Below are 24034 nucleotides of genomic sequence, written 5' to 3'. Positions count from 1 at the left end.
CGGAACCGATCCTGCTGCACCCGATTCACCCCTTCCGTCACCCCGCCCGCACGAGGTTCGCATGCCCCACGCACATTCCCCATCCCCCTCTGGCGCCTGGCTGCGCCCCCTGTTGTTGCTGCCGCTGGTGGCGGCCCTGGTGGCCTGCGGCCAGTCGTCTGCACCGCCCGCCGGTGGCGCACCCGGTGGCGGCATGCCCGTCCCCCAGGTGGGCGTGGTCACCGTGCAGCCGGGTGATGTGGGCTTGCAGACCGAGCTGCCGGGCCGGCTGGAAGCCTCTCGCGTGGCCCAGGTGCGTGCCCGTGCGGCCGGCATCCTGCAGCAGCGCTTGTTCAAGGAAGGCAGCGACGTGAAGGCCGGCCAGGCGCTGTTCCGCATCGACGCCGCGCCGTACCAGGCCAGCCTGAGCAGTGCACAGGCCAGCCTGGCGCGCGCCCAGGCCAGCCTGACCAACGCGACCGCGGTGGTCGAGCGCTACCAGCCGCTGATGGCCGCCAAGGCCATCAGCCAGCAGGACTACACCGCCGCCATCGCGGCGCAAAAGACCGCCGAGGCCGACGTGGCCGCGGCCAAGGCCGCCGTGCAGACGGCCGGCATCAACCTCAACTACGCCAGCGTCACGGCGCCGATCTCGGGCCGCATCGGCCGTGCCCTGGTGACCGAGGGCGCGCTGGTGGGCCAGGGCGAGGCCACCGCGCTGGCGGTGATCCAGCAGGTCGACCCGCTGTACGTGAACTTCACCCAGTCGGCCACCGAGGCCATGAAGCTCAAGCGCGCGATGGAAGTCGGTCAGCTCAAGGGCGCGGGCAACGGCGCTGCCGCGGTGCGCGTGGTGCTGGACGACGGCAGCGAATACGCACGACCGGGCAAGCTGCTGTTCTCCGACCTGACGGTGGACGCCGCGACCGGTCAGGTGACATTGCGCGCCGAGGTGCCCAACCCCGGCGGCGCGCTGCTGCCGGGCCTGTACGTTCGGGTGCGGCTGGAGCAGGCGGTGGCGCGCGACGCCATCACGCTGCCGCAGCAGGCCGTCACGCGCACGGCGCAGGGCGACACCGTCAGTGTGGTGGGTGCCGACGGCAAGATCGAGAAGCGCACGGTCAAGATCGGTGGTCAGCAGGGCGGCCGCTGGGTCGTGCTGGACGGCCTGAAGGCTGGTGAGCAGGTCATGGTGGACGGCTTCCAGAAGCTGCAGATGATGCCGCCGGGCACGCCGGTGAATGCCGTGCCGTGGACGCCCGGGGGCGCTGCGCCGGCTGCGGCTGCACCCGCCGCAGAAGCCAAGCCCGCGGCCGCCGCAGCCCCGGCTGCCGCGAAGTAAGGAGGCCCCGGCATGGCCAAGTTTTTCATCGACCGCCCCATCTTCGCCTGGGTGATCGCGCTCTTCATCATGGTGCTGGGCGCGGTGTCCATCACCCAGCTGCCGATCGCGCAGTACCCGCCGGTGGCGCCGCCCGCCATCGTCATCAACGCCACCTATCCCGGCGCATCGGCCAAGACGCTGGAAGACAGCGTGCTGTCGGTCATCGAACAGGAAATGAACGGCTCGCCCGGCCTGATCTACATGGAAGCCGTGGCCCAGGCCAACGGCACCGGCCAGATCACGCTGAGCTTCCAGCCCGGCACCAACGCCGACCTGGCGCAGGTGGACGTGCAGAACCGCCTCTCGCGTGCCACGCCGCGCCTGCCCTCGGCGGTGACGCAGCAGGGCGTGCGGGTGGACAAGTCGCGCAACAACTTCCTGCTGTTCGCCATCCTCTCCAGCGACGACCCGGCCCTGGACCCGGTGGCCCTGGGCGACTACGCGTCGCGCAGCGTGGTGCCCGAAATCCAGCGCCTGCCCGGCGTGGGCCAGGCCCAGCTGTTCGGCACCGAACGCGCCATGCGCATCTGGATCGACCCGGCCAAGCTGCTGGGCTACAACCTGAGCGCGGCCGACGTGAACAACGCCATCCGCGCGCAGAACGCCCAGGTCTCGGCCGGTGAAATCGGCGCCCTGCCCAACGTGGCGGGCCAGAGCATCGCGGCCACGGTGGTGGTCAACGGCCAGCTGGCCAACGTCGAACAGTTCGGCAACATCGTGCTGCGCGCCAGCAGCAACGGCGCCACCGTGCGCCTCAAGGACGTGGCCCGCATCGAACTGGGCGCCCAGGCCTATGCCACCTCGGCGCGGCTGAACGGCAAGCCGTCCACCGGCATCGGTGTGCAGCTCTCGCCCAGCGGCAATGCGCTGGCCACGGCCAACGCCGTGCGCGCCAAGATGACCGAACTGGAGAAGTTCTTCCCCAAGGGCATGACCTGGTCGATTCCTTACGACAGCTCCAAGTTCGTGAAGATCTCCATCCAGGAAGTGGCCAAGACCCTGGCCGAGGCCGTGGCCCTGGTGTTCCTGGTGATGTTCCTGTTCCTTCAGAACTGGCGCTACACCCTCATCCCCACGGTGGTGGTGCCGGTGGCCCTGCTGGGCACCTTCGCCGCGCTGCTGGCCATGGGTTTCTCGATCAACGTGCTCACCATGTTCGGCATGGTGCTGGTGATCGGCATCGTGGTGGACGACGCCATCGTGGTGGTGGAAAACGTTGAACGCATCATGAGCGAGGAAGGCCTGCCGCCGCTGCAGGCCACGCGCAAGGCCATGGGCCAGATCTCCGGCGCCATCATCGGCGTGACCGTGGTGCTGATCTCCGTGTTCGTGCCGCTGGCCTTTTTCAGCGGTTCGGTGGGCAACATCTACCGCCAGTTCGCGGCGGTGATGGGCGTGTCCATCGCCTTCTCGGCCTTCATGGCGCTGTCGCTCACGCCGGCGCTGTGCGCCACGCTGCTCCAGCCGGTGGAAGCCGGCCACCACCACGAGAAGAAGGGCTTCTTCGGCTGGTTCAACCGCGGCTTCTCGCGCACTGCCAAGCGCTACGAAGGTGGCGTGGCCGCGCTGCTGCCGCGTGCCGGTCGCGCGCTGGTCATCTACGCCGCCATCGTGGGGGCTGTGGCCGTGGTGTACATGCGCCTGCCCACGTCCTTCCTGCCCAACGAAGACCAGGGCACCATGCTGGTGAACGTGCAGCTGCCCCCGGGCGCCACGCAGGAACGCACGCTGGACGTGATGCAACAGGTCGAAGGCTACGTGCTCAAGCAGCCCGAAGTGCAGGGCATGGTCAGCGTGCTGGGCTTCAGCTTCTCGGGACAGGGCCAGAACGCTGCGCTGGCCTTCATCACCCTCAAGGACTGGTCCGAGCGCACCGCGCCGGGCAGCGACGCGCAGTCCATCGCCGGCCGGGCCTTCGGCGCGCTGTCGGGCATCCGCGACGCCTTCATCTTCGCGCTCAGCCCGCCGCCCATTCCCGAGCTGGGGGCCTCGTCGGGCTTCAGCTTCCGCCTGCAGGATCGCGCCGGTCTGGGCCGTGAGGCTCTGGTCAACGCGCGCAACCAGATGCTGGGCATGGCCTCGCAGAGCAAGCTGCTGGCCCAGGTGCGGCCGGACGGTCTGGAGGACGCGCCACAGCTGCAGATCGACATCGACCGCGACCGCGCCAACGCGCTGGGCGTGGGCTTTGACAGCATCAGCGCCGCCATCGGCACCGCGCTGGGTTCGAGCTACATCAACGACTTCCCCAACGCTGGCCGCCTGCAGCGCGTGGTGGTGCAGGCCGACGCCACGGCCCGCATGCAGCCCGATGACGTGCTGCGCATCAACGTGCTCAACGCCCAGGGCCAGGCTGTACCGCTGTCGGCCTTTGCCAGCACGCAGTGGATCACCGGCCCCATGCAGACCGTGCGCTACAACGGCTACCCGGCCATGCGCATCAGCGGCAGCGCCGCGCCGGGCGTGAGCACCGGCCAGGCCATGGCCGAGATGGAGGCGCTGGCAGCCAAGCTGCCGCAAGGTTTCGGCTTTGAATGGACCGGCCAGTCGCGCGAGGAAAAGCTGGCCGGCTCGCAGGCCACCATCCTGTACGGCTTCGCCATCCTGGCGGTGTTCCTGGCCCTGGCCGCGCTGTACGAGAGCTGGTCCATCCCGCTGGCCGTCGTGCTGGTGGTACCGCTGGGCGTGCTGGGCGTGCTGCTGGCCACGCTGCTGCGCGGCTACTCGAACGATGTGTACTTCCAGGTCGGCCTGATCACCATCATCGGTCTGTCGGCTAAGAACGCCATCCTGATCATCGAGTTCGCCAAGGACCTGCAGGCCCAGGGCAAAGGCCTGGTCGAGGCGGCGCTGGCCGCGGCGCACCTGCGTTTCCGCCCGATCATCATGACCTCGCTGGCCTTCACGCTGGGCGTGCTGCCGCTGTTCCTGGCCTCGGGCGCGGGTTCGGCCAGCCAGCGCGCCATCGGCACCGGCGTGATCGGCGGCATGCTCACTGGCACCGTGCTGGCGGTGATCTTCGTGCCCGTCTTCTTCGTGGTGGTGCGCAAGCTGTTCAAGGGCAGCGCACGCCAGCACGCACACGACGCAGAGCAAGCGTCCCACCACGGTGTCCACTGACCGGTTGAATCCCATGAACATGAAACTCAGTGTCTTGACCCTGGCCGTGGCGGTGTTGTCCGGCTGCTCTTTCATCCCCACCTACGAACGTCCGGCCGCGCCGGTGCCCGCCAGCTTTCCGGGCCAGGCGTCCGACGCGAGCGCCGGCGCTGCGTTGCCGGCCTGGGACACGGTGGTGGCCGATGCGCGCCTGCGCGACCTGATCGCGTTGGCGCTGCAGAACAACCGCGACCTGCGGGTGGCCGTGCTCAACATGGAGCAGGTGCGCGCGGCCTACCAGATCCGGCGTGCCGACCAGTTCCCCACGCTAAACCTGGCCGCCAGCGGCAACCGCCAGCCCAACGGCAGCGGTGGCATCAGCAGCACCTACAGCGCCGGCCTGGCCATGTCCAGCTGGGAGCTGGACTTCTTCGGCCGTGTCGCCGCGCTGAAAGACACGGCGCTGGCGCAGTTCTTGGCCAGCGAAGAAGCCCAACGGGCAGCACAGACCAGCCTGGTGGCGTCGGTGGCCAACGGCTGGCTGGCGCTGCAGACCGACGAGGAACTGCTCGACCTGACCCGGCGCACGCTCGCCACCCGTGAAGACTCGCTGCGCCTGACCCAGCTGCGTTTTGACAACGGCGTCGCGTCCGCGCTGGACCTGCGCCAGGCCGAGTCGCTGGCCGCCGCCGCCCGCGGCACCCTGGCCCAGCTGCAGCGCAGCCGCGCACAGGATCTCAACGCCCTGACCCTGCTGGTGGGCCAGACACCGCCGGCGGCGCTGCTGCCCACGGCAGGCGTTTCATCGGTGGCGATGCGGGCCGTGCCCGAGGGCCTGCCCTCGGACCTGCTGGCCCGTCGGGCCGACATCCGTCAGGCCGAGCAGGCGCTGATCGCGGCCAACGCCAACATCGGCGCGGCGCGCGCGGCCTTCTTCCCGCGCATCGCGCTCACGGCCAGCGTGGGTTCGGCCAGCAGCGACCTGTCGGGCCTGTTCAAGGACGGTTCCTGGGGCTTCACCCTGGCGCCGCAGGCGCTGCTGCCCATCTTCGACGCCGGCCGCAACCAGGCCAACCTGGCGTCGGCCAAGGTCGGGCGCGACATCGCCGTGGCCCAGTACGAGAAAGCGATCCAGACCGCCTTCCGCGAAGTGGCTGATGCCTTGGCCGGCCGCGCCACGCTGGGCGAACAGCTGGCCGCACTGCAGCAACAGGCCGACGCCGACGCCGAGCGCCTGCGCCTCTCGGAACTGCGTTACCGCAGCGGTGTGGCCAGTTCGCTGGATTTGCTGGACGCGCAACGCTCGCTGTTCGCCACCCAGCAGTCGCTGGCCCAGGTGCGTCTGGCGCAGCAGCAGAACCAGGTGGCTTTGTACAAAGCCCTGGGTGGAGGCTATTGAAACGGCTCCCCCCCCTGCGCCGCTGCGCGGCTTCCCCCCAGGGGGACCACACCTGTGGCCCGGCGGAGCCGGTCCCACGGTGTGTGCTGGACGGGGGCCCTCCGCGCCGGTCGGACCTGGGCGTCAGACTTTCGGCAAATCGTAGAACTGGACGATGTGGTCCCAGGCGTCCTGCGGATCGTCGACCAGCTTGAACAGGTTCACGTCTTCCGGCGAGATCATGCCCTCGTCGACCAGCACGTCGAAGTGGATCAGCCGCTTCCAGTAGTCGCTGCCGAAAAGCACGATGGGCACCGGCTTGGCCTTCTTGCACTGCACCAGGGTGATGACCTCGAACAGCTCGTCCAGCGTGCCGAAGCCGCCCGGAAACGCCACGAGCGCCTTCGCGCGCATCATGAAGTGCATCTTGCGCAGCGCGAAGTAGTGGAACTTGAAGCTCAGTTCGGGTGAGATGAAGCGGTTGCCCGATTGCTCGTGAGGCAGCGAGATGTTCAGGCCCACATTGAGCGCGCCTTCGTCGTGCGCGCCGCGGTTGGCCGCTTCCATGATGCCGGGGCCGCCACCGGTGCAGATGAACAGCTGGTCGTTCTTCGGGCAACGGGCGCTGTAGCGCGCCACGATGCGCGCGAACTCGCGGGCGCGGTCGTAGAAGTGGGCATTGCGCTGCAAGGACCTGGCCTTGGCGATGGCGCGTGCGTCACCGCTGGCTTCGGCCAGTTCCAGCTGCTGTTGCGCCTCGGCCGGCTCGCGCACGCGGGCGCTGCCAAACACCACGATGGTGTTCTCGATGCCCAGCTCGCTCTGGGCGAGGTCGGGCTTGAGCATCTCCAGCTGGAAGCGGATGCCGCGCGTCTCGCGGCGCAGCAGGAATTCGGGGTCGGCGAAGGCCAGGCGGTAGGCGTCGGCCTGCAGCACGTTGCCGCTGCTGGAATGGGCCTGCAGGTCGGCCCAGGCGTCGGCGATGCGTTGTTCGCTCAGGTGGTGTGTGGTTTCCATACGGCTTCCTTGTGTGTGTCCAGATTGTGGGTCACAGACCCAGCGCCAGCGCGAGCGGCACGAACACCACCGCCAGCGCGTTGCCCAGCATGATCATCGCGGCCACCTTGTCGGGTTCCTGGTGGTAACGGTCGGCCAGCATGAACTGCATCACGGCCGGCGGCAGCGCCGCGAACAGCAGCAGCTGCCCGCGCGCCGGGCCCTCCAGCCCCAGGGCCCATGCCAGCGGGATGCCGATCGCCAGACCGATCAGGGGCCGGGCCAGCGCGCCCAGCAGGCCCAGCGCCAGCCCCTGGCGCGTGAGCGAGGTCAGGCGCACACCGAGCGCGAACAGCATCATCGGCAGCAAGGCATCGCCCAGCAGCTTCAGGCCCGAGAGCAGGGCGTCGGGCGGGCGCAGATCCGTCAAGGCGCTCGCGAAGCCCAGCGCGGTGCCGATCATCAGCGGGCTGGTCAGCAGATCGCGCGTGCGGGCCGATGCGCTGGTGATGCGCGCGCCGATGGAAAAGTGGAACAGGTTGCTGACCGAGAACAGCGCCACCGCTGCCCCGAAGTGGGCCGGACCGAACGCCAGCAGGGCCAGCGGCAGGCCCATGTTGCCGCAGTTGTTGAACATCACCACCGGCACCAGGGTACGGGGCTGCGCGCCGAACAGGCGCGCCAGCGGCCAGGCCAGCAGGCCGCTTCCAAGGATCAGCACCGTACCGCCGAGCAGCAGCGGCAGATGGTCGGCCAGGTGGAAGTCCCGCGAGGCGAGCGCCGAATACACCAGCACGGGGGCCAGCACATCGAGCGCGATGCGGTTGAACGTGGTCAGGTCGGGCGGCGCGCGGCGCGCGTACCCGTAGCCGATCGCCACGATGAGGAACACCGGGACGATGACGTCGGCGATACGGGAGATGAGGTCCATGTGCAGATTTGAAAAGCAAAAAGGCTCCCGCAGGAGCCTTTTCATTCAACGCGGCAGGAGATCAGACGCGCTTGCGGTATTCGCCCGTGCGGGTGTGGATTTCGATCTTGTCGCCCTGGTCCACAAACAGCGGCACGGGGATTTCGAAGCCGGTGGCGATCTTGGCGGGCTTGAGCACCTTGCCGGACGTGTCGCCCTTGACGGCGGGTTCGGTCCAGGTGATTTCGCGCACCACGCTGGTGGGCAGTTCGACCGAGATGGCCTTGCCGTCGTAGAACACCACTTCAACGGCCATGCCGTCTTCCAGGTAGTTCAGGGCGTCGCCCATGTTTTCGGCTTCAACTTCGTACTGGTTGAAGTCGGCGTCCATGCAGACGTACATCGGATCGGCGAAGTAGGAGTAGGTGCACTCCTTCTTGTCCAGGATGATCTGGTCCATCTTGTCGTCGGCACGGCAGACGACTTCGGTGGCCATGTTGTTCAGCAGGGCCTTGAGCTTCAGACGCACGGTGGCCGCGCCACGGCCGCCACGGGCGTATTCGGTCTTCAGGACGATCATCGGGTCCTTGCCGTGCATGATCACATTGCCGGCGCGCAGTTCTTGGGCGATTTTCATAAAGATTCCAACGGTTGGGCCGCTTGTTCCGGCAGGGCTGAAAAGGCCCGGGAACGGTGCTGATGGCTGCGATCTGTGCGGCGAGGCAGATGGCTGGCAGGCAACGGGGCTCGGTGTGAACCGGACCGGTTTTCCGCAAAGCCTTGAATTTTATCGCTTTTGGGCGATGAATTTGATCAGCTGCGTGCTCAGGTCGGGCTGCGCCAGCAGGCGATCACGGGCCGCGAGCACGCAGGTGCGCCAGCCGTCGACCACCGCCCAGCCGGGCCAGACCGGGCCGGCCGTGGCTTCAATGCCGTTCCAGGCGCGGTGAAACGCCCGTAGCGAGGGCGGCGCTTGCAGCCAATCCAGAAAGGCCTCGAGCTTGGCGTGATGCGCGTCGTCGTGCTGCGGGTAGATGTGCCAGACGAAGGGCTGGCCGGCCCACAGGGCGCGCACCAGCGAGTCCTCGCCGCGCACGAAGTTCAGGTCGCAGGCCCACAGCAGGTGGTCGAAGTTGCGCTGGGTCAGCGCGGGGAGGGCGTGCAACTGGCAGGCGGCGCCGGACTCACCGATTTGTTCGCGCGCAAGGGCCACCGCCTGTGTGGCGCGGCCTGGGGTCACCAGCCAGTCGCTGGCCAGGGCGTCCTGCCCGGCCTGCTGGAGCACGGCGGGCAGGACCGGCGGCTCGTAGCAGAACAGGCTCACACGGCGCTGGCCGGTCAAGGGCAGGCCCAATGTGCGCAGCCAGTCGTCGGCCTTGAAGCTGGCTTGACGTTCCAGCAGATCGGCCTCGCGCAGCAGCCCGCCGGTGGCCAAGGTGAAGCCGGGGTAGAAAAACCACTTGGTCAGACCTCTGAGCGGGCCGCTGTTCACGGGGGAGGGCAGGCGGTGCGAGCGCTCCACGTACCGTTCGGCGCTCAGGTATTCGAGGTTGATCCAGACCGGTGGCGGGTGCCCTTGTGCCAGGACGGATGCCAGGTGCTGGGCGCATTCCGGCGCCGCGTCGCAGCCGAAGGCTTCCACCCAGACGTCGGCGGTTGGCAGCGCGGCGGGCAGGGCTGGCGAGAGCGGCGTGGTCCAGTGCAGCACCTGCACGCCGGGCACCTGGCCCTCCAGCGCGCCGGACGCCATCCACCGCAGTGGCTCGGGCTGGTCGATCCACAGGCGCACCTGCTCGCCGCGGCCGGCCAGGTCGGCGCACAGCCGCCAGCAGACGCCGATGTCGCCCAGGTTGTCGATGACGTGACAGAAGATGTCCCAACGCATGGCGCGATTGTCCATGCCGGCGGGCGACACAATACGGCCCATGTCCGACACCCATTCCGAACAGTTGCTGGCCGAAGTGGCCGCGCTGCCCGCGCTGCCGGGCGTCTACCGCTACTTCGACGCCCAGAACCAGGTGCTCTATGTGGGCAAGGCGCGCAACCTGAAAAAGCGCGTCAGCAGCTACTTCCAGAAGGACCACGGCGGCACCCGCATCGGCCACATGGTCGGCAAGATCGTGCGCATGGAGACCACGGTGGTGCGCTCCGAGGCCGAGGCGCTGCTGCTGGAAAACAACCTGATCAAGACGTTGAACCCCAAATTCAACATCCTGTTCCGCGACGACAAGAGCTACCCTTACCTCAAGATCACCGGCACGCGCGAAACCTTCCGCACCGCCGGAGCGATGCCGGTGCCCATGCTGGCCTTTCCGCGCATGGCGTACTACCGCGGCGTGATCGACAAGCGCCACAGCTACTACGGTCCCTACCCCAGTGCCTGGGCGGTCAAGGAGTCCATCACCCTGCTGCAGAAAGTCTTCCGCCTGCGCACCTGCGAGGACACGGTTTTCGCCAACCGCACGCGGCCCTGCCTGCTCTACCAGATCAAACGCTGCAGCGGCCCCTGTGTGGACCTGGTCGACATGGAGACCTACGGGCGCGACGTGACGGCGGCCGAGCGCTTTCTGCGCGGCGAAACCCAGGCCGTGCTGGACGAGCTGGAGCAGCGCATGCTGGCGCACGCCGAGAAGCTGGAGTTCGAGCAGGCGGCCGAGATCCGCAACCAGATGAGCGCGCTCTCGCGCGTGCTGCACCAGCAGGCCATGGACAACCTGAGCGACCGGGATGTGGACATCCTGGCCGTCAAGGTGCAGGGCGGTAAGGCCTGCGTGAACCTGGCCATGGTGCGCGGCGGCCGCCACCTGGGCGACCGGCCGTATTTTCCGGCCCATGTGGACGACGCAACCCAGATCGACGAGGGGCTGGAAACGGAAGGCGAGGTCCGCGAGGGCGATCCTCTGGAGCGGGTGCACGTGCGCGTGCTCGAAGCCTTCATCGCCCAGCACTACCTGGGTGCGGCCCTGCCGCACACCCTGGTGACCAGCCACGCGGTGGGCAAATACCTGCTGGAGGCGCTGACCGAACAGAACGGCGCCAAGGTGCACGCGGTGCACCAGCCGCGCGAACACCGCCGCGCCTGGCTGGACATGGCGCAGAAGAACGCCGAGATCGCGCTCGCGCGCCTGCTGGCCGAAGAGGGTTCGCAACAGGCCCGCACCCGCGCGCTGGCCGAGGCGCTGGGCCTGCCCGACGACGAACTGGACGAACTGCGCATCGAGTGCTTCGACATCTCGCACACGGCCGGCGAATCGACCCAGGCGTCCTGTGTGGTGTTCGAGGGCCACAAGATGCAGAACAGCCAGTACCGCCGCTACAACATCGAGGGCATCACCGGCGGCGACGACTACGCCGCCATGCGCCAGGTGCTGCTGCGCCGCTACGGCAAGATCGCCGAGGCGCTGCGCGCCGAGCGCGAGGGTGCGGCGGTGCAGGCCGACGCGGCACCCGTGGAGGACGCCGCCACCGAGCCCGCCAAGGACGCCAACGCTGAAGCACCGAAAGGCCCGCGCATGCCCGACCTGGTGCTGGTCGATGGCGGCAAGGGCCAGGTCAGCATGGCGCGTGAGGTGTTCCAGCAGCTCGGCCTGGACCTGTCGCTCATCGTGGGCGTGGAAAAAGGCGAGGGCCGCAAGGTGGGGCTGGAGGAACTGGTGTTTGCCGACGGCCGAGAGAAGGTCTACCTGGGTCACGACTCGGCCGCGCTCATGCTGGTGGCCCAGATCCGCGACGAGGCGCACCGCTTCGCCATCACCGGCATGCGCGCGGCGCGTGCCAAGGTGCGCACCGGTGGCAGCAAGCTCGAAGACATTCCGGGCGTGGGCCCCAAGAAGCGCGCGCGGCTGTTGCAGCGTTTCGGCGGCGTGCGTGGCGTGGCCTCGGCCAGCGTGGACGACCTGGCCACCGTCGAAGGCATTTCGGCCGAACTCGCCGACGCCATCTACCGTGCCTTGCACTGACCCCCACGCTCCGCCGCTGCGCGGGTCGCTGCCCCCCAGGGGTGCTGATCCGGATTGGGGCGGCCCGGCGCCGGATCGGCTGTGTGCTCCTGCAGCGATGAACGACTCCCCCATAATCGCCCCATGTTTTTCAACCTTCCCACCCTGCTGACCTGGGCGCGCATCGTCGCCATCCCGCTGATCGTTGGGGTGTTCTATCTGGAAGGCCTGAGCGCGGGCGAGCAGAACCTGTTCGCCACGGTGCTGTTCGTGGTGTTCGCCGCCACCGACTGGGCCGACGGCTACCTGGCCCGCCGGCTCAACCAGACTTCGGCTTTCGGTGCCTTCCTCGATCCGGTGGCCGACAAGTTCCTGGTCTGCGCCAGCTTGCTGGTGCTGGTGCACATGAACCGGGCCGACGTGTTCGTCGCGCTCATCATCATCGGCCGTGAAATCGCCATCTCGTCGCTGCGCGAGTGGATGGCCATCATCGGCGCGACCAAGAGCGTGGCGGTGCACATGGTGGGCAAGCTCAAGACCGCGGTGCAGATGACGGCCATCCCGTTCCTGCTGTTCAACGGCCGGCTGTTCGATGCCATCGACACCCACCTTTGGGGCACCTGGCTGATCTGGATCTCGGCGGTGCTCACCGTCTGGTCCATGGTGTATTACCTGCAAAAGGCGCTGCCCGACATCCGCGCCCGCTCGCGCTGATGGCACCCGCGGTTCAAGACAACGCGTGGCTGCGCGCCATGCCCGGGGTCTTCGTGCTGATCTGGAGCACCGGCTTCATCGTGGCGCGCTACGGCATGCCACACGCGCCGCCCATGTCCTTTCTGGCGGTGCGCTACGCGCTGTCCATCCTGTGTTTTCTGCCGTGGATCGTGCTGGCCGGTGTGAAGTGGCCGGGCAACCGCACCCAGGCGCTGCACCTGGCGATCACCGGCATCCTCATGCACGCGGGCTACCTGGGCGGCGTCTGGGCCGCGGTCAAGGCGGGCATGGGGTCCGGGCTGTCTTCTCTGATCGTCGGCATCCAGCCGGTGCTCACCGCCATCTGGCTCACCAGCGTGGGCGGGCAGCACGTCTCGCGTCGCCAATGGCTGGGGCTGCTGCTGGGCTTTGCCGGTCTGGTGCTGGTGGTCTCGCGCAAGTTCGGGGCCGGTGGTCCCGGCGATTCGGCCAACTGGCACAACCTGTCGTTTGCGGTGATGGCCCTGTTCGCCATCACGGTCGGCACGCTCTACCAGAAGCGTTTTGTGCAGCCCTGTGACGTGCGCACCGCCAACACGGTGCAGCTGACCGCGGCCTTGGTGGTGACCCTGCCGCTGGCCTTGCTGGAGGGGGAAACCATGCGCTGGACGCTGCCCGGCGGCGCTGTGAACGGCGAACTGGTCGGCGCCATGGCGTGGTCGGTGCTGGGGCTGACCCTGGGCGGCAGCTCGCTGCTGTACATATTGATCCAGCGCGGCGCGGCAGCGTCCGTCACCAGCCTCATGTACCTGGTGCCGCCCAGCACCGCGCTGATCGCGTGGCTGCTGTTCGCAGAGCCCATCACTGCCACCACGCTGGCGGGCACCGCGCTCACCGCTTTTGGCGTGAGCCTGGTGGTGCGGGCGCCGAAACCGGTTTGAGCTTCCACGGCTCGGTGCCGAAATGTGCCGCCAGGTGCTCCACCAGCAGGCGGATGCGCCGCGGCACCTGGGCCCGATAAGGCGCCAGCCAGTGGATGTCGGCGTCGGGCATGGACCAGCCCGGCAGCACCCGAACCAGTTCGCCGCTGGCCAGCTGGGGAGCGATGTCCCACAGACTGCGCAGCATGATGCCCTGGCCCGCCAGACACCAGTCGCGCACCATCTCGCCCGAGTTGCTGCTCAGCGGCCCGCGCACCTGCACATGCAAGGCGGGCGATCCGTCGGACGGGTGCAGGCGCCAGTGGTCAAAGTGCCGGTCGGTCAGTCCGCCGTTCTCGCGCACCACCAGGCAATGGTGCTGGCGCAGGTCCTGCAGTGTGTTCGGCGTGCCGTAGCGCGCCAGGTACGCCGGCGCAGCCACCAGCACCCTCTGGTTGAGGGCCAGCGGACGTGAGACCCATTCGCTGGCGCGCTGCGCCGGTGCGCTCCACAGCCAGATGGCACCGTCAAAACCGGCCACGGCCAGGTCGGGCAGTTGCTCGGTCAGCTGCAGCTGCACGCTGATCGCCGGGTAGCGCCGCTGAAAAGCGGCCAGGGCCGGGCCGACCCAATGCCGGCCGAAACCGAAGGTGGCGGCCAGGCGGATGGGACCGGACGGTTCGGCGCGGCGCTCGCGCAATTCGCTCTCCAGTGCCTCGAAGCCGCGCAGCAGCTCGGTCGCGCGTTCACACACCGCGTCGCCTTCGGCGGTGGGGCTCACGCGCCGCGTGGTGCGCTGGAAAAGCCGCAGACCCAGGCGGGCCTCGATCGCGGCCAGCCGTTTGGTGGCTGCGGGCGCGGCCAGGCCCAGTGCCCGCGCCGCGGCGGCGAGCGTGCTGTGCTGGCGGATGGCCAGCACCAGTTCCAGGTCGGGGCGGTCCAATTGTTGCATTTTGGGAATCAATGGGTTGCCTGATTATGTAGGCTGTCAGCGCTAAGCTGCACGCATCACCAACGCACCGCTGCAGGAGACCCCCATGAGCCAGACACCCCACCGCATCGCTGTCATTGCCGGCGATGGCATCGGCACCGAAGTCATGCCCGAGGGCATCCGCGTGCTCGAAGCGGCCGCTTCGAAGTTCAACATCCCGCTGCGGTTCGACCACTTCGACTTCGCCAGTTGTGACTACCACGAACGCCACGGCAAGATGCTGCCCGACGACTGGATAGAGCAAATTGGCGGTCACGACGCCATCTACTTCGGCGCCGTGGGCTGGCCCGACAAGGTGCCGGACCACATTTCGCTCTGGGGCTCGCTGCTGATGTTCCGCCGCGAGTTCGACCAGTACGTGAACGTGCGGCCCGCCAAACTGATGCCCGGCGTGATGGCCCCCGTCGTGCGCCGCGACGGCAGCCCGCGCCAGCCCGGCGAGATCGACATGGTCATCGTGCGCGAAAACACCGAGGGCGAATACTCCAGCATCGGCGGTCGCATGTACCCAGGCACCGAGCGCGAGATCGTGGTGCAGGAAACGGTGATGTCCCGCATCGGCGTCGACCGCGTGCTGCGCTACGCTTTTGAAGTGGCACGCTCGCGGCCCAAGAAACACCTGACCAGCGCAACCAAGAGCAACGGCATCGCCATCACCATGCCGTACTGGGATGAGCGTGTGGAGGCGATGGCCAAGGAATACCCGGACGTGAAGGTCGACAATTTCCACATCGACATCCTGACCGCGCACTTCGTTCAACGCCCCGACTTCTTCGACGTGGTGGTCGGCAGCAACCTGTTCGGCGACATCCTGAGCGACCTGGGTCCCGCCTGCACCGGCACCATCGGCATCGCGCCCAGCGCCAACCTCAACCCGACGCGCCAGCACCCCTCGCTTTTTGAACCGGTGCACGGCTCGGCGCCCGACATCGCCGGGCAGGGCATTGCCAACCCCATCGGCCAGATCTGGTGTGGCGCCATGATGCTGGACCACCTGGGGTACCGCGACGCACACGACGCGGTGATGAGGGCCATCGAAACGACCTTGCAGCCCGGCAGCGGCGCGCCCCGCACACGCGACCTGGGCGGCTCCGCCAGCACCGCGGAAGTGGGGCGTGCGATCGCGGCCGCACTGCTGGCTTGAGGTTGTCTACCCAGGAGTGCGCAAGGTGTGCCAAATTTCTCGGACGGGACGGGCCCGTGTGGCCAATGCGTCTAGAATCTCGCGTTTCGCGTGCGCCCCGGGCGGCGTTCGACTGGCCTGTGTTGACAGGGGCTTTGCCCCATGGGTTTAATCACAAGGCATTAGTTTTTCGGCGACTCGTCCGGGCCGATGCGAACACGAGCGGCCGCACCGCCAGCCTTGCACACCATGGTGGCCAACGCTGTCAGCGGTGGGTCCGAAGGGATTCATCAAATCATTTCTAGAGGGGCTATTTGTGAACAAAACAGAACTCGTCGAACACATCGCCAAGCACGCCGACATCTCCAAGGCGGCCGCCACGCGTGCGCTGGATTCCACCATCACCGCCATCCGCACCACGCTCAAAAAAGGCGGCACCGTGTCGCTGGTCGGTTTCGGCTCGTTTGCCGTCACCAAGCGTCCTGCCCGCAAGGGTCGCAACCCCCGCACGGGCGCTGAGATTAAAATCAAGGCCGCCAAGGTGCCGAAGTTCCGTCCGGGCAAGGCCCTGAAGGATGCGCTGAACTGAGGTCGTCCCCACCACGGGATGTCCCGGTGGGGTGCTTAGCTCAGTCGGTAGAGCGGCGCCCTTACAAGGCGTAGGTCGGCGGTTCGACCCCGTCAGCACCCACCACCACCAAAAAGGCGAACACGGGTTCGCCTTTTTTGTTGTCGACGCGGGCACAGCGTCTGTTTGTTGTTTCAGGATTTCAACGCATGTTCGATTCCATCCGCAATCACAAGAAGTACCTGATGGGCTTTTTGCTGATCCTGATCATCCCGGGCTTTGTGCTGTTCGGCGTGCAGGGCTTCACCGACTTCAAGAACCGATCGGTGCCCGTGGCCACGGTGGATGGCCAGGACATCACCAAGGCCGATTGGGACCAGGCGCATCAGGCCGAGGCCAAGCGCTTGCGCGAAGCCATGCCCACCATCGACGCCAAGTTGCTGGACAGCGACGAGGCCCGCTACGCCACCTTGGAGCGCCTGGTGCGTGAACGTGTGCTGGCCACCGCCGCACAGAAGTTCCACCTCTACACCAGCGACCAGCGCCTGGCGCAGGATCTGCAGAAGAACGAAACCATCGCGTCCTTGCGCCGCCCCGACGGTACGCTTGATGTCGAGGCCTACCGCCAGCTGGTGGGACGCCAGGGCATGACGCCCGAAATGTTCGAAGCCCAGGTGCGGGCCGACATCTCCATGCGCCAGGTCACCCAGGGCGTGACCGGCTCTGGCGTGACGCCGCCCGCGCTGGCCGGCGTGTCGCTCAACGCCTTCTTTGAACGCCGTGAGGTGCGCGTGCAGACTTTCAAGGCCAGCGATTTCGCGGCCAAGGTGCAGCCCACGGACGCCGACATCGAAGCCTTCTACACGGCCAATCCCGCCTTGTTCCAGGCGCCGGAGCAGGCGGACATCGAATACCTCGTGCTGGATGCGGCAGGGCTGGCCAAGGGGCTCACGCTCAATGAGGCCGATGTGCGTGCTTATTACGATCAGAACGCAACGCGCCTGTCCGGCAACGAAGAGCGCCGCGCGCGCCACATCTTGCTGACCGTGCCGGCCGGTGCTCCGGCGGCCGACAAGGACAAGGTCCGCCTGCGTGCGCAGGACCTGCTGGCGCAGGTGCGCAAGGACCCATCCAAGTTCCCCGAACTGGCCAAGGCCCAGTCGCAAGACCCAGGTTCGGCCGCCAACGGTGGCGATCTGGACTTCTTCTCGCGCGGATCCATGGTCAAGCCGTTCGAAGACGCGGTTTTCGCGCTGCAGAAGGGCGGCATCGCCGACCTGGTCGAAAGCGAGTTCGGGTTCCACATCGTTCAGCTCACCGACATCAAGGCTCCGCCGGTGCGCAGCTTCGAAGCCATGCGAGCCGAGATCGAGGCCGATCTGAAGAAGCAGCAGGCCCAGAAACTCTTCGCTGAAAGCGCTGAAGCGTTCAGCAACCTCGTGTACGAACAGGCCGACAGCCTCAAGCCCGCCGCGGATCGGCTGAAGCTGCAAGTGCAGACGGCCAAGGGCCTGACCCGTCAGCCCAAACCCGATGCTGGCGTGCTGGGCAATGAGAAGCTGCTGACGGCCATCTTTGCACCCGACTCGGTCGAGAAGAAGCGCAACACCGAGGCGATCGAGACCGGTTCGAGCCAGTTGGTGGCCGCCCGTGTGCTGCAGTACCAGGCGGCGCGGACCCAGCCCTTGGCGGAAGTGCGCGAACAGGTCCGTGGTCGACTGGTGGCCCAGCGTTCGGCCGAACTGGCACGCGAAGAAGGTGCCAAGCAGCTGGCAGCCTGGAAGGGCGGAGCGGATGCCAGCGGCATGCCCGCGGCTGCGACGATCGCACGGGACAGCGCCCAAGGTTTGCCACAACCCGTGCTCAGCGCGGCCATGAGTGCACCCACCGCCACCCTGCCAGCCTGGGTCGGTGTCTCCCTGGGGAATGAGGGTTACGCCGTGGTGCGTGTGGACAAGGTGCTGCCGCGCACGCCGCGCGATGCACAGGGCCTGGCGCAGGAGGTGCAGCAGTATGGCCAGTGGTGGTCTTCTGCCGAAGGACTGGCCTATTACGAAACGCTCAAGGAACGTTTCAAGGTCAAACTGCTGGTGCCAGAACCGAAACGCTGAACAAGGCGCCACCTTCGCGCTATAATGCAAGGCTTGCGGTGGCTGTAGCTCAGTTGGTAGAGTCCAGGATTGTGATTCCTGTTGTCGTGGGTTCGAGCCCCATCAGCCACCCCAACCCCTCTTAAATCCTCTCTAAGTTGTTGATTTATAAGTAAATTCAACAACTTGGAGTGTCGGATAAACTTCACTTGTTACACAGCCTGTCACACATTTTCGTGGTGCAGGCTGATGTTGCAAGTCGAAAGAAATCTCTTCAAGCGTGGAAAATCCGGCATCTTTTATTGCCGTGTTCGTATTCCGCAGAAATTGTTGCCTGCCTATCCTGGCAGGAAAGAAATTACCCGGTCTCTGCGCACCAGCAGCGTCTTGGATGCGCGCAGACGGTTGGCCAAACAACTGGTGACCGTCTACAAAGACTTCGAGCGCCAAGAGCGCAAGCTCGCTGCCAGTGGGCGTTTTACTCCGGGTTTGTCGCGTAATGACAACAGCAGTCCGCAGCTGACCGCTTTGTCCGACGAACAGGTTCAAGCGCTTGCCGGTAATTGGATTCACCAGGCGCTGCTGGGGGATGACTACCTGCGCAGCCACGGCCTGGATGAGCAGGCCTTCGCCGAACTGGACGAACAGCTGCGATCCCAGCGAAAAGAGTACGGCCGCCTTCTGGCGATGGGGCAGACTGCTCCCGTCTTGCCGGCACTTCAGGCTTTCATGCATCTGCTGGGTGTGGACATGGCTCTGCCCGTTGACCGCCAGCGAGAAGTTTCTTTTCGCTTCCTTGAGGCCGTCACCCAGGCCATTGAACTGCGCCTGCAGCGCCAGGAAGGGCTTGCCAAGCCATCCCATGCATTTGCGCCTGCGATGCCTTTTGAGCAATTGAAGAGTTCTTTGCAGCAGCAGGCCAGCGGACCGAGCTGGGATGACGTTTTTCAGAGGTGGAACCGGCATGTTGGCCAACGGCCCAAGTCCACAATCATTGCTGCTCAGACACCCTGGCGGGACCTGCAGCGGGTTGCAGCGAAGAAGGGCGTCTTCGAGCCGGGCAAAGTGACCAAAGACCTTGTTATCGAGTTTGTCGAAGAGATGGTTTCTCGCGGTCTCGCGCCGGATACGGTCAACGACCGTCTGTCCAAGGTGCGTGGCATTTACAAGATTGCAGTCGGGCGCAATGCCCTGCAAAGCAACCCTGCTGTGACCGTTGTGGGGCAGGGAAAATCGGGTCTTGAGCGGCGCAAAAAGAGCCGCTCATCATTTGATGTCAAAGACCTTGAAACGATTTTTGGGTGCCAGATTTACTCCGACGCCCAGCTGCGATCCCAGGGGCAGGCCAAAGAGGCGAGCTACTGGATTCCTCTGCTGATGTATTACACGGGCGCGCGCACAGAAGAGGTGGCGGGATTGGCCATCACCGACATCGTCCACGACCCGCAGAACGGCTGGTACTTCAACCTGATTGACCGTCCGGAGGCTGCGGATGTGGGACTGTTTGAGGACGAGACCAAAGGTAAGGGGGAGAGGAAGGCCGCCACCAATGTTGAAGCTGGGCTGCATGCCCGCACGCTCAAGAACGCAGCGTCTGTGCGACGCGTGCCACTTGCGTCGCAGCTCATCGACCTGGGGTTGTTCGACTACATCGACTGGCTCAAAGCCCAGGGTGCTGTGGCGTTGTTTCCTACGCTCAAGCCGGATTGGCACGGCAAGCTCTCTGGCTCGTTTCGCAAGTTTTTCGGCCGTCTGAAGGTGCAGTTGGGTATCACGGACAGCAACAAAGTCCTTTATTCGTTCCGGCACACCATGAAGGATGCGATGGAGAGGGCCGAAGTACCGTCGAAATACCTCAAGCGACTGTTGGGGCACACATCGGGAGATGGGCAAATCACTGACGGGTACGGCAGCGACCTGCCGCTGCAGCTGCTGGTGCAACATTTCCGGTCCATTCAGTTCCACCCGATACCCGCCAAGCCATGGCAGCCAGGCAAGGGAACGCTCAGACTTGGTTGACCTTGTCATGTGCTGGACGCCTCCAATTGGGCGGTCGACTTTTCGTGTCTTACCCGTTTTGACGTCGCGCTGCGTCGGCGCCCACGCTATCTTCGTCCGCAGCCTTTGGATGATTCGCCAGAGGACATAAGGCGGGCTCTGTTCCAGTGACGCCGCCATCGAGCATGGGATGCCCCTTTCGAGGGTGAGGACGCGGGCGGGCAGATTGAACCCAGGTAGTAGACGACCCAAGCCTGGAAGAAAGTTGGCGCGCGCCAAGATTCGCCTGGCGCGTGACACCCGAGGCGGCGTTGGTAGATAGACCAGCTGATCGAGACGACCTTCGGAGAAAGTTGGCGCGCGCCAAGATTTGCCAGGCTCGTGACACAGGAGGCGGCGTTGGCAGATAGACCAGCTGATCGGGCTGCCCGGGGAAGAAAGTTGTCGCATAACACCCCCGAAAGCCCAACGGGCCTGACGGCCCGCTCAGTTTGCCGGCGCGCTTCACCCCGCCACTAAGGTTGGGCAGCGTTGCCTAGGGGCCGCACTTGCGGCCGGCCAACTCAGTGGAGGCACTGCGCGCGAATACCAGGTAGGGCATGGCAGCGAGTTGGCGCGCGCCAACTGGGCAGGAGACAGCTGTTCAGGTCGTGGATGGTGGAGGCCTCAACGCTGGATTGGCTGGCTGCTGCCACACCGCAGACCGCCAAGCGGTAGGTTGTGAGTCTATCCATCGCCCGTGGGAGTTGGCGCGCGCCAACTGAGCTCCCGCATCAACCTGCTGCCAGTGGCTGGTACCTGCAAGCCCCAGTGTTTTTCCGGCTGGTCGTTTGCGCTAGAGGGGGCTGGGCCGATGGATCAGTTAAAATGACAAACTCATAGTTTCGCTAGAGCAAAGGGAGTGTGCTGCGCCGGTGCGGACCACAATACTTTTGCATTGACGCCGCTGGCACCGAACATCATTGCTTGCTAGCTTGCCTACAGCATCGCGTCTGATCCATGTCCAGAACACAAACTCCCTCGGCCAAGCCGTCTGCAAGGACACGAGTGTTCGTCGTCGACGATCACAAGCTGTTCTGTGCTGGTGTGTCCAAACTCATCAGTGGTGAGCCGGACATGGTCGTCACAGGGAGCGCGGCCGATGGCGACAGTGCGCTCAGGTCTCTAGCGCTGAAATGCTTTGATGTCGTATTGACAGACCTTAGCATGGCGGGACTCAGCGGACTTGACCTGATTCGAGCTATTCGGGAGCATCACCCACAGTTGCCTATCTTGGTGATGACACTTCACAACAGTGCACAACTGGCTCAAGCTGTTATTCAAGCGGGAGCCAATGGATTTATCACGAAATCAGCTGATCCCGACCAACTCCTTCAGGCGATCAGGAATGTTCGCAGTGGTGGGCACTTCATGGAGGCCTTCCTGATGGAAAGGATAGCCTTCGATCTCGAAAAGCCACTGGCACAGCGATTGTCCGCTCGACAAAATGAGATTCTTGGCCTGCTTGTGACTGGGATGAGTAACCGGGAGATCGCAGGCATTTTGCAACTAAGCGAAAAAACGGTCAGTACCCATAGAGTCAGGCTCAGCTCAAAGCTTGGACTTCAAAGTAGGGTGGAACTGATGAGATACGCGTCAGATTTTGGTGCCTTGCTACGGTGAACCGCAGCCCGAAGACACGGGTGGCCAGGACGGTTCGGCTATGCCCGGTGTAGAGGGCGAGCTTTAGCCTTCAAGCACGTGAATCCTCCCCGGCATGACGGTCCGGGCCTCCTGGCGAAAAGAGGTGAGAACGGAAAGAGGCCTGGAACAGGCCTACAGCTCCTGAAAAGGCGGTTGAGCTGGCTCAGGTGGAGCAACTTGCCAGCATATGTCGAAGCAGACCTAATCCCCGGACATCTTAAGGCTATTCGAGAACGTATCTGCTTCGACTCAGGCAAGAAAGTGGATCATTTGATTTTCCAGTCGACCTCGGACTTCATATCAAACTCTACGACGCAGGACACAGTACTGTTATCCCGTGACCAGCTATTGGTCATGGTGCGCGTGAATTTACCGTTGAACTCTGCCGATGCTCTGTCGACATCTGAGCGCACTTTAAGTTCCTTGCGAGATGTGTAGTCAAGATCACCATATCGTGCGGAGCCCATGTCCAACAGTTTCTGAGCAGTGAACAAGCCTATCAGCTGGTTGTTCTTGTACTGAAGGTCAAAGATGCCATCGAAGAAAGATTCTTCTTCATCGTCGAGCATGAGTTTCGATGCACCTCTAGACTTGAGAGTTGCTGCACTGAAACTACTCGTCAGAAATTGTTGATCTCCAACCACGGCCTCGTTGGTGCAAAAGAGGTTGCAGGGGACTACTTGGTCGCCACTGCCACAGTTTTGCACCACCTGTGGATCTTCTATGACCTTGGCTACTGTTAGCGCCGTCTTCATGGGGCAGTTTTTGGCATAAAAGTCGCCCAACGCTCCCCACTTGATGCGGTCTGTTTTTGCCGACTTCTGGTACTTGTACTCACCAAAGCCCGGCACAGTGGCAGACAATCCGACCTTGTAAGACGCCTCGCTGAAGACCTCCAGCGAGTAGGACGCACAGAACTCGGGCTCCCTGGGCAGAGTCACAGCAAAGCTGGGGTACCACGTGACAGACGTTGGCTTGGAGGCCTGGAAGTTCCCCTTGAGCTCCATGTTAAAGAGGTCAACCTTCCCGGTAGCCGGACGGATACCACTGAAAATCACGTCTGCGCCAATGGTCACACCGACTTCTTGCGAAGCCTGAACAGCTTCGTTGACATGGCTGGATACTTTCGGATTGCCGAAGTCCTTGAGAATCGTGGATCTGAGCTGCGTCGCACTTTCACGCTCGATGCGAAAGCCGGTGTGCCAGATGCCGCTATTGGCGTCGAGCAAGGTATTGTCAGCCAACAGCTTGACTTCGCCATTGGCGTCTAGGTAAAGCCAAATGACAATCGACATGGGAGCGATCTGCTGCAATATCGTTGGCTGGTTGGAAAATGCCGTCACGGCACCGGGGATGAGGACCAGTCCCCCCAGTGGCACGAGACCCTGACGGTCAGATGCATCCAGACCACTTAGCGAGAAATACTTTGCCGACTCTGGTAGCCAGCTTGTGCCTGGAATGGGAACGTTGACTGGCCTGTCCCAGACGTAATTTCCACCATTGAGCTTGGGGAAGATGTTTCCCCAGTTGATAGAGGCTTCCTTGCCGTCAGCGGTTTTTGGTCGCAGCCGCAAACTCGCAGATGTCTGACCCTTGACCTCATACGTGAACCTGTCTAGACCATACGTTCCAGGGTAGTCGGATAGGCTGTAGTTAATCAGGGAGATCACCCGCAGGTCTTTGATCTCGATGCGGCCAGTGAGCACGGTATTGAGGCCTGCATCACGGTTGACCTCCAGTACGAGATCGGTGCCCGAGTCGGTCCGCGACATGGAGCCTGTTGTTGATGATGCCGATGCAATCTTGAGTTTCGTATCGGGCATCGAAAAGGTCTCGATCGCAGGCGTTTCGCGAGCACTGTCATAGTCGACCACAAGGTTTTCAAAGACGTCTTCGATGTTGGCGTCTCTGAGCGTGACCTGGTTGTTTTCCTTGCCCAAGACAACGCCGGTGTAGCCAAAGGGCAGGCCCTGTTGCTCGTTTGGACCGAGCACCACCGTCTGGCCAATTTCCAGTCCTGCGAATTCATCGCCCACAGGCGTCAGAACAAGTCCCGCGCCGCCGTTTGCCATGACCTGCACACTGGCCTGTGCGTATTGCTCTGTCGAGATTTCCTGAATGTTGGCCTTGTACTGAGCTGTCAGTATGTTGTCAGTTTTGGGGCTGTCCGGGCCTGTGCCACTACCACCTCCACCCCCGCAGGCTGCAAGAGAAGCTGCCACGATCACCGCCAAGAGGAGGCGTGGCAGGGCAGCAAATGCCTTGGTTGGATACGTTTTGGGCATCT

General features: G+C 64.7%; 17 protein-coding genes and 2 tRNA genes. 13 read left to right on the top strand and 6 right to left on the bottom strand.

Features of this window, described 5'->3' with window-relative positions:
* Positions 1-61 precede the first annotated feature (61 nt).
* From ACR2JA_RS07485 to ACR2JA_RS07475, 3 genes are read left to right on the top strand one after another with little or no spacing between them, the layout of a single operon-like run.
* Positions 62-1321 (top strand): efflux RND transporter periplasmic adaptor subunit, encoded by a 1260-nt coding sequence (locus ACR2JA_RS07485; RefSeq protein ID WP_434008469.1) that lies wholly within the window; start codon positions 62-64, stop codon positions 1319-1321.
* 12 nt (positions 1322-1333) lie between these two features.
* A complete protein-coding gene (locus ACR2JA_RS07480) occupies positions 1334-4480 on the top strand; it encodes an efflux RND transporter permease subunit (RefSeq protein ID WP_434008468.1) in 3147 nt (1048 codons plus the stop codon).
* 13 nt (positions 4481-4493) lie between these two features.
* Positions 4494-5858 carry an efflux transporter outer membrane subunit gene (locus tag ACR2JA_RS07475; protein WP_434008467.1) on the top strand — a complete coding sequence of 455 codons (1365 nt, stop codon included), beginning with the start codon at positions 4494-4496 and terminating at the stop codon, positions 5856-5858.
* A gap of 123 nt (positions 5859-5981) precedes the next feature.
* Here the strand turns inward: ACR2JA_RS07475 and ACR2JA_RS07470 are convergent, their stop codons facing one another.
* From ACR2JA_RS07470 to earP, 4 genes are all read right to left on the bottom strand, one after another.
* A complete protein-coding gene (locus ACR2JA_RS07470; RefSeq protein ID WP_434008466.1) occupies positions 5982-6854 on the bottom strand; it encodes a TIGR00730 family Rossman fold protein in 873 nt (290 codons plus the stop codon).
* Positions 6855-6885: 31 nt separating this feature from the next.
* Positions 6886-7764, bottom strand: a complete 879-nt coding sequence (locus ACR2JA_RS07465; protein WP_434008465.1) for an AEC family transporter — start codon at positions 7762-7764, stop codon at positions 6886-6888.
* 61 nt (positions 7765-7825) lie between these two features.
* On the bottom strand, positions 7826-8380 hold the full coding sequence (gene efp, locus ACR2JA_RS07460; protein ID WP_434008464.1) for an elongation factor P: 555 nt from the start codon (positions 8378-8380) through the stop codon (positions 7826-7828).
* A 150-nt stretch (positions 8381-8530) separates the two neighbouring features.
* The gene (gene earP, locus ACR2JA_RS07455) at positions 8531-9628 is read right to left on the bottom strand and encodes an elongation factor P maturation arginine rhamnosyltransferase EarP (protein ID WP_434008463.1); all 1098 of its coding nucleotides are present in this window, start codon (positions 9626-9628) and stop codon (positions 8531-8533) included.
* Between the two features lie 40 nt (positions 9629-9668).
* Between earP and uvrC the strand changes: the two genes are divergently transcribed.
* The 3 genes from uvrC to ACR2JA_RS07440 all read left to right on the top strand — a co-directional run bounded on the left by uvrC (position 9669) and on the right by ACR2JA_RS07440 (position 13315).
* Positions 9669-11702 carry an excinuclease ABC subunit UvrC gene (uvrC, locus tag ACR2JA_RS07450; RefSeq protein WP_434008462.1) on the top strand — a complete coding sequence of 678 codons (2034 nt, stop codon included), beginning with the start codon at positions 9669-9671 and terminating at the stop codon, positions 11700-11702.
* A 123-nt stretch (positions 11703-11825) separates the two neighbouring features.
* Positions 11826-12395 carry a CDP-diacylglycerol--glycerol-3-phosphate 3-phosphatidyltransferase gene (gene pgsA / locus ACR2JA_RS07445; protein WP_434008461.1) on the top strand — a complete coding sequence of 190 codons (570 nt, stop codon included), beginning with the start codon at positions 11826-11828 and terminating at the stop codon, positions 12393-12395.
* Positions 12396-12433: 38 nt separating this feature from the next.
* Entirely contained in the window at positions 12434-13315 is an 882-nt protein-coding gene (locus ACR2JA_RS07440) for a DMT family transporter (protein ID WP_434008460.1), read from the top strand.
* Here the strand turns inward: ACR2JA_RS07440 and ACR2JA_RS07435 are convergent.
* On the bottom strand, positions 13266-14237 hold the full coding sequence (locus tag ACR2JA_RS07435) for a LysR family transcriptional regulator (protein ID WP_434008487.1): 972 nt from the start codon (positions 14235-14237) through the stop codon (positions 13266-13268). The two genes, ACR2JA_RS07440 and ACR2JA_RS07435, sit on opposite strands and share 50 nt — an antisense overlap.
* Positions 14238-14331: 94 nt before the next feature.
* On the opposite strand from ACR2JA_RS07435, the gene ACR2JA_RS07430 reads away from it, so the two are divergent.
* From ACR2JA_RS07430 to ACR2JA_RS07400, 7 genes are all read left to right on the top strand, one after another.
* The gene (locus ACR2JA_RS07430; RefSeq protein ID WP_434008459.1) at positions 14332-15429 is read left to right on the top strand and encodes a tartrate dehydrogenase; all 1098 of its coding nucleotides are present in this window, start codon (positions 14332-14334) and stop codon (positions 15427-15429) included.
* A gap of 295 nt (positions 15430-15724) precedes the next feature.
* Positions 15725-15997 (top strand): HU family DNA-binding protein, encoded by a 273-nt coding sequence (locus ACR2JA_RS07425; RefSeq protein WP_066158910.1) that lies wholly within the window; start codon positions 15725-15727, stop codon positions 15995-15997.
* Positions 15998-16026: 29 nt separating this feature from the next.
* Positions 16027-16102: transfer RNA gene (locus ACR2JA_RS07420), tRNA-Val, on the top strand.
* Positions 16103-16185: 83 nt separating this feature from the next.
* Positions 16186-18087: a SurA N-terminal domain-containing protein gene (locus ACR2JA_RS07415; RefSeq protein ID WP_434008458.1), complete on the top strand. Its 1902-nt coding sequence runs from the start codon at positions 16186-16188 to the stop codon at positions 18085-18087.
* Between the two features lie 38 nt (positions 18088-18125).
* Positions 18126-18201, top strand: a tRNA-His gene (locus tag ACR2JA_RS07410).
* Between the two features lie 114 nt (positions 18202-18315).
* Complete coding sequence (locus ACR2JA_RS07405; RefSeq protein ID WP_434008457.1) at positions 18316-20085, top strand: DUF6538 domain-containing protein; 1770 nt, start codon at positions 18316-18318, stop codon at positions 20083-20085.
* A gap of 1026 nt (positions 20086-21111) precedes the next feature.
* Positions 21112-21726, top strand: a complete 615-nt coding sequence (locus ACR2JA_RS07400; RefSeq protein ID WP_434008456.1) for a response regulator transcription factor — start codon at positions 21112-21114, stop codon at positions 21724-21726.
* Between the two features lie 287 nt (positions 21727-22013).
* Here the strand turns inward: ACR2JA_RS07400 and ACR2JA_RS07395 are convergent.
* Positions 22014-24034 (bottom strand): hypothetical protein (locus tag ACR2JA_RS07395; RefSeq protein ID WP_434008455.1); only part of this gene is annotated, 2021 nt, incomplete at its 5' end.

It is taken from the genome of Hydrogenophaga sp., assembly GCF_051007235.1.
In the GTDB taxonomy this organism is placed as follows: domain Bacteria; phylum Pseudomonadota; class Gammaproteobacteria; order Burkholderiales; family Burkholderiaceae_C; genus Hydrogenophaga.
The sequence above is the reverse complement of the archived record's forward strand: the minus strand, read 5'-3'. Positions and strand labels throughout refer to the sequence as shown.

Bases quoted from the DNA above. Each gene is read 5' to 3' on its own strand.
- ACR2JA_RS07485 (WP_434008469.1), top strand. From the start codon at position 62: ATGCCCCACGCACATTCCCCATCCCCCTCTGGCGCCTGGCTGCGCCCC.
- ACR2JA_RS07440 (WP_434008460.1), top strand. From the start codon at position 12,434: ATGCCCGGGGTCTTCGTGCTGATCTGGAGCACCGGCTTCATCGTGGCG.
- ACR2JA_RS07470 (WP_434008466.1), bottom strand. From the start codon at position 6,854: ATGGAAACCACACACCACCTGAGCGAACAACGCATCGCCGACGCCTGG.
- earP (WP_434008463.1), bottom strand. From the start codon at position 9,628: ATGCGTTGGGACATCTTCTGTCACGTCATCGACAACCTGGGCGACATC.
- uvrC (WP_434008462.1), top strand. From the start codon at position 9,669: ATGTCCGACACCCATTCCGAACAGTTGCTGGCCGAAGTGGCCGCGCTG.
- ACR2JA_RS07405 (WP_434008457.1), top strand. From the start codon at position 18,316: ATGTTGCAAGTCGAAAGAAATCTCTTCAAGCGTGGAAAATCCGGCATC.
- ACR2JA_RS07465 (WP_434008465.1), bottom strand. From the start codon at position 7,764: ATGGACCTCATCTCCCGTATCGCCGACGTCATCGTCCCGGTGTTCCTC.
- ACR2JA_RS07415 (WP_434008458.1), top strand. From the start codon at position 16,186: ATGTTCGATTCCATCCGCAATCACAAGAAGTACCTGATGGGCTTTTTG.
- pgsA (WP_434008461.1), top strand. From the start codon at position 11,826: ATGTTTTTCAACCTTCCCACCCTGCTGACCTGGGCGCGCATCGTCGCC.
- ACR2JA_RS07480 (WP_434008468.1), top strand. From the start codon at position 1,334: ATGGCCAAGTTTTTCATCGACCGCCCCATCTTCGCCTGGGTGATCGCG.
- ACR2JA_RS07475 (WP_434008467.1), top strand. From the start codon at position 4,494: ATGAACATGAAACTCAGTGTCTTGACCCTGGCCGTGGCGGTGTTGTCC.
- efp (WP_434008464.1), bottom strand. From the start codon at position 8,380: ATGAAAATCGCCCAAGAACTGCGCGCCGGCAATGTGATCATGCACGGC.
- ACR2JA_RS07430 (WP_434008459.1), top strand. From the start codon at position 14,332: ATGAGCCAGACACCCCACCGCATCGCTGTCATTGCCGGCGATGGCATC.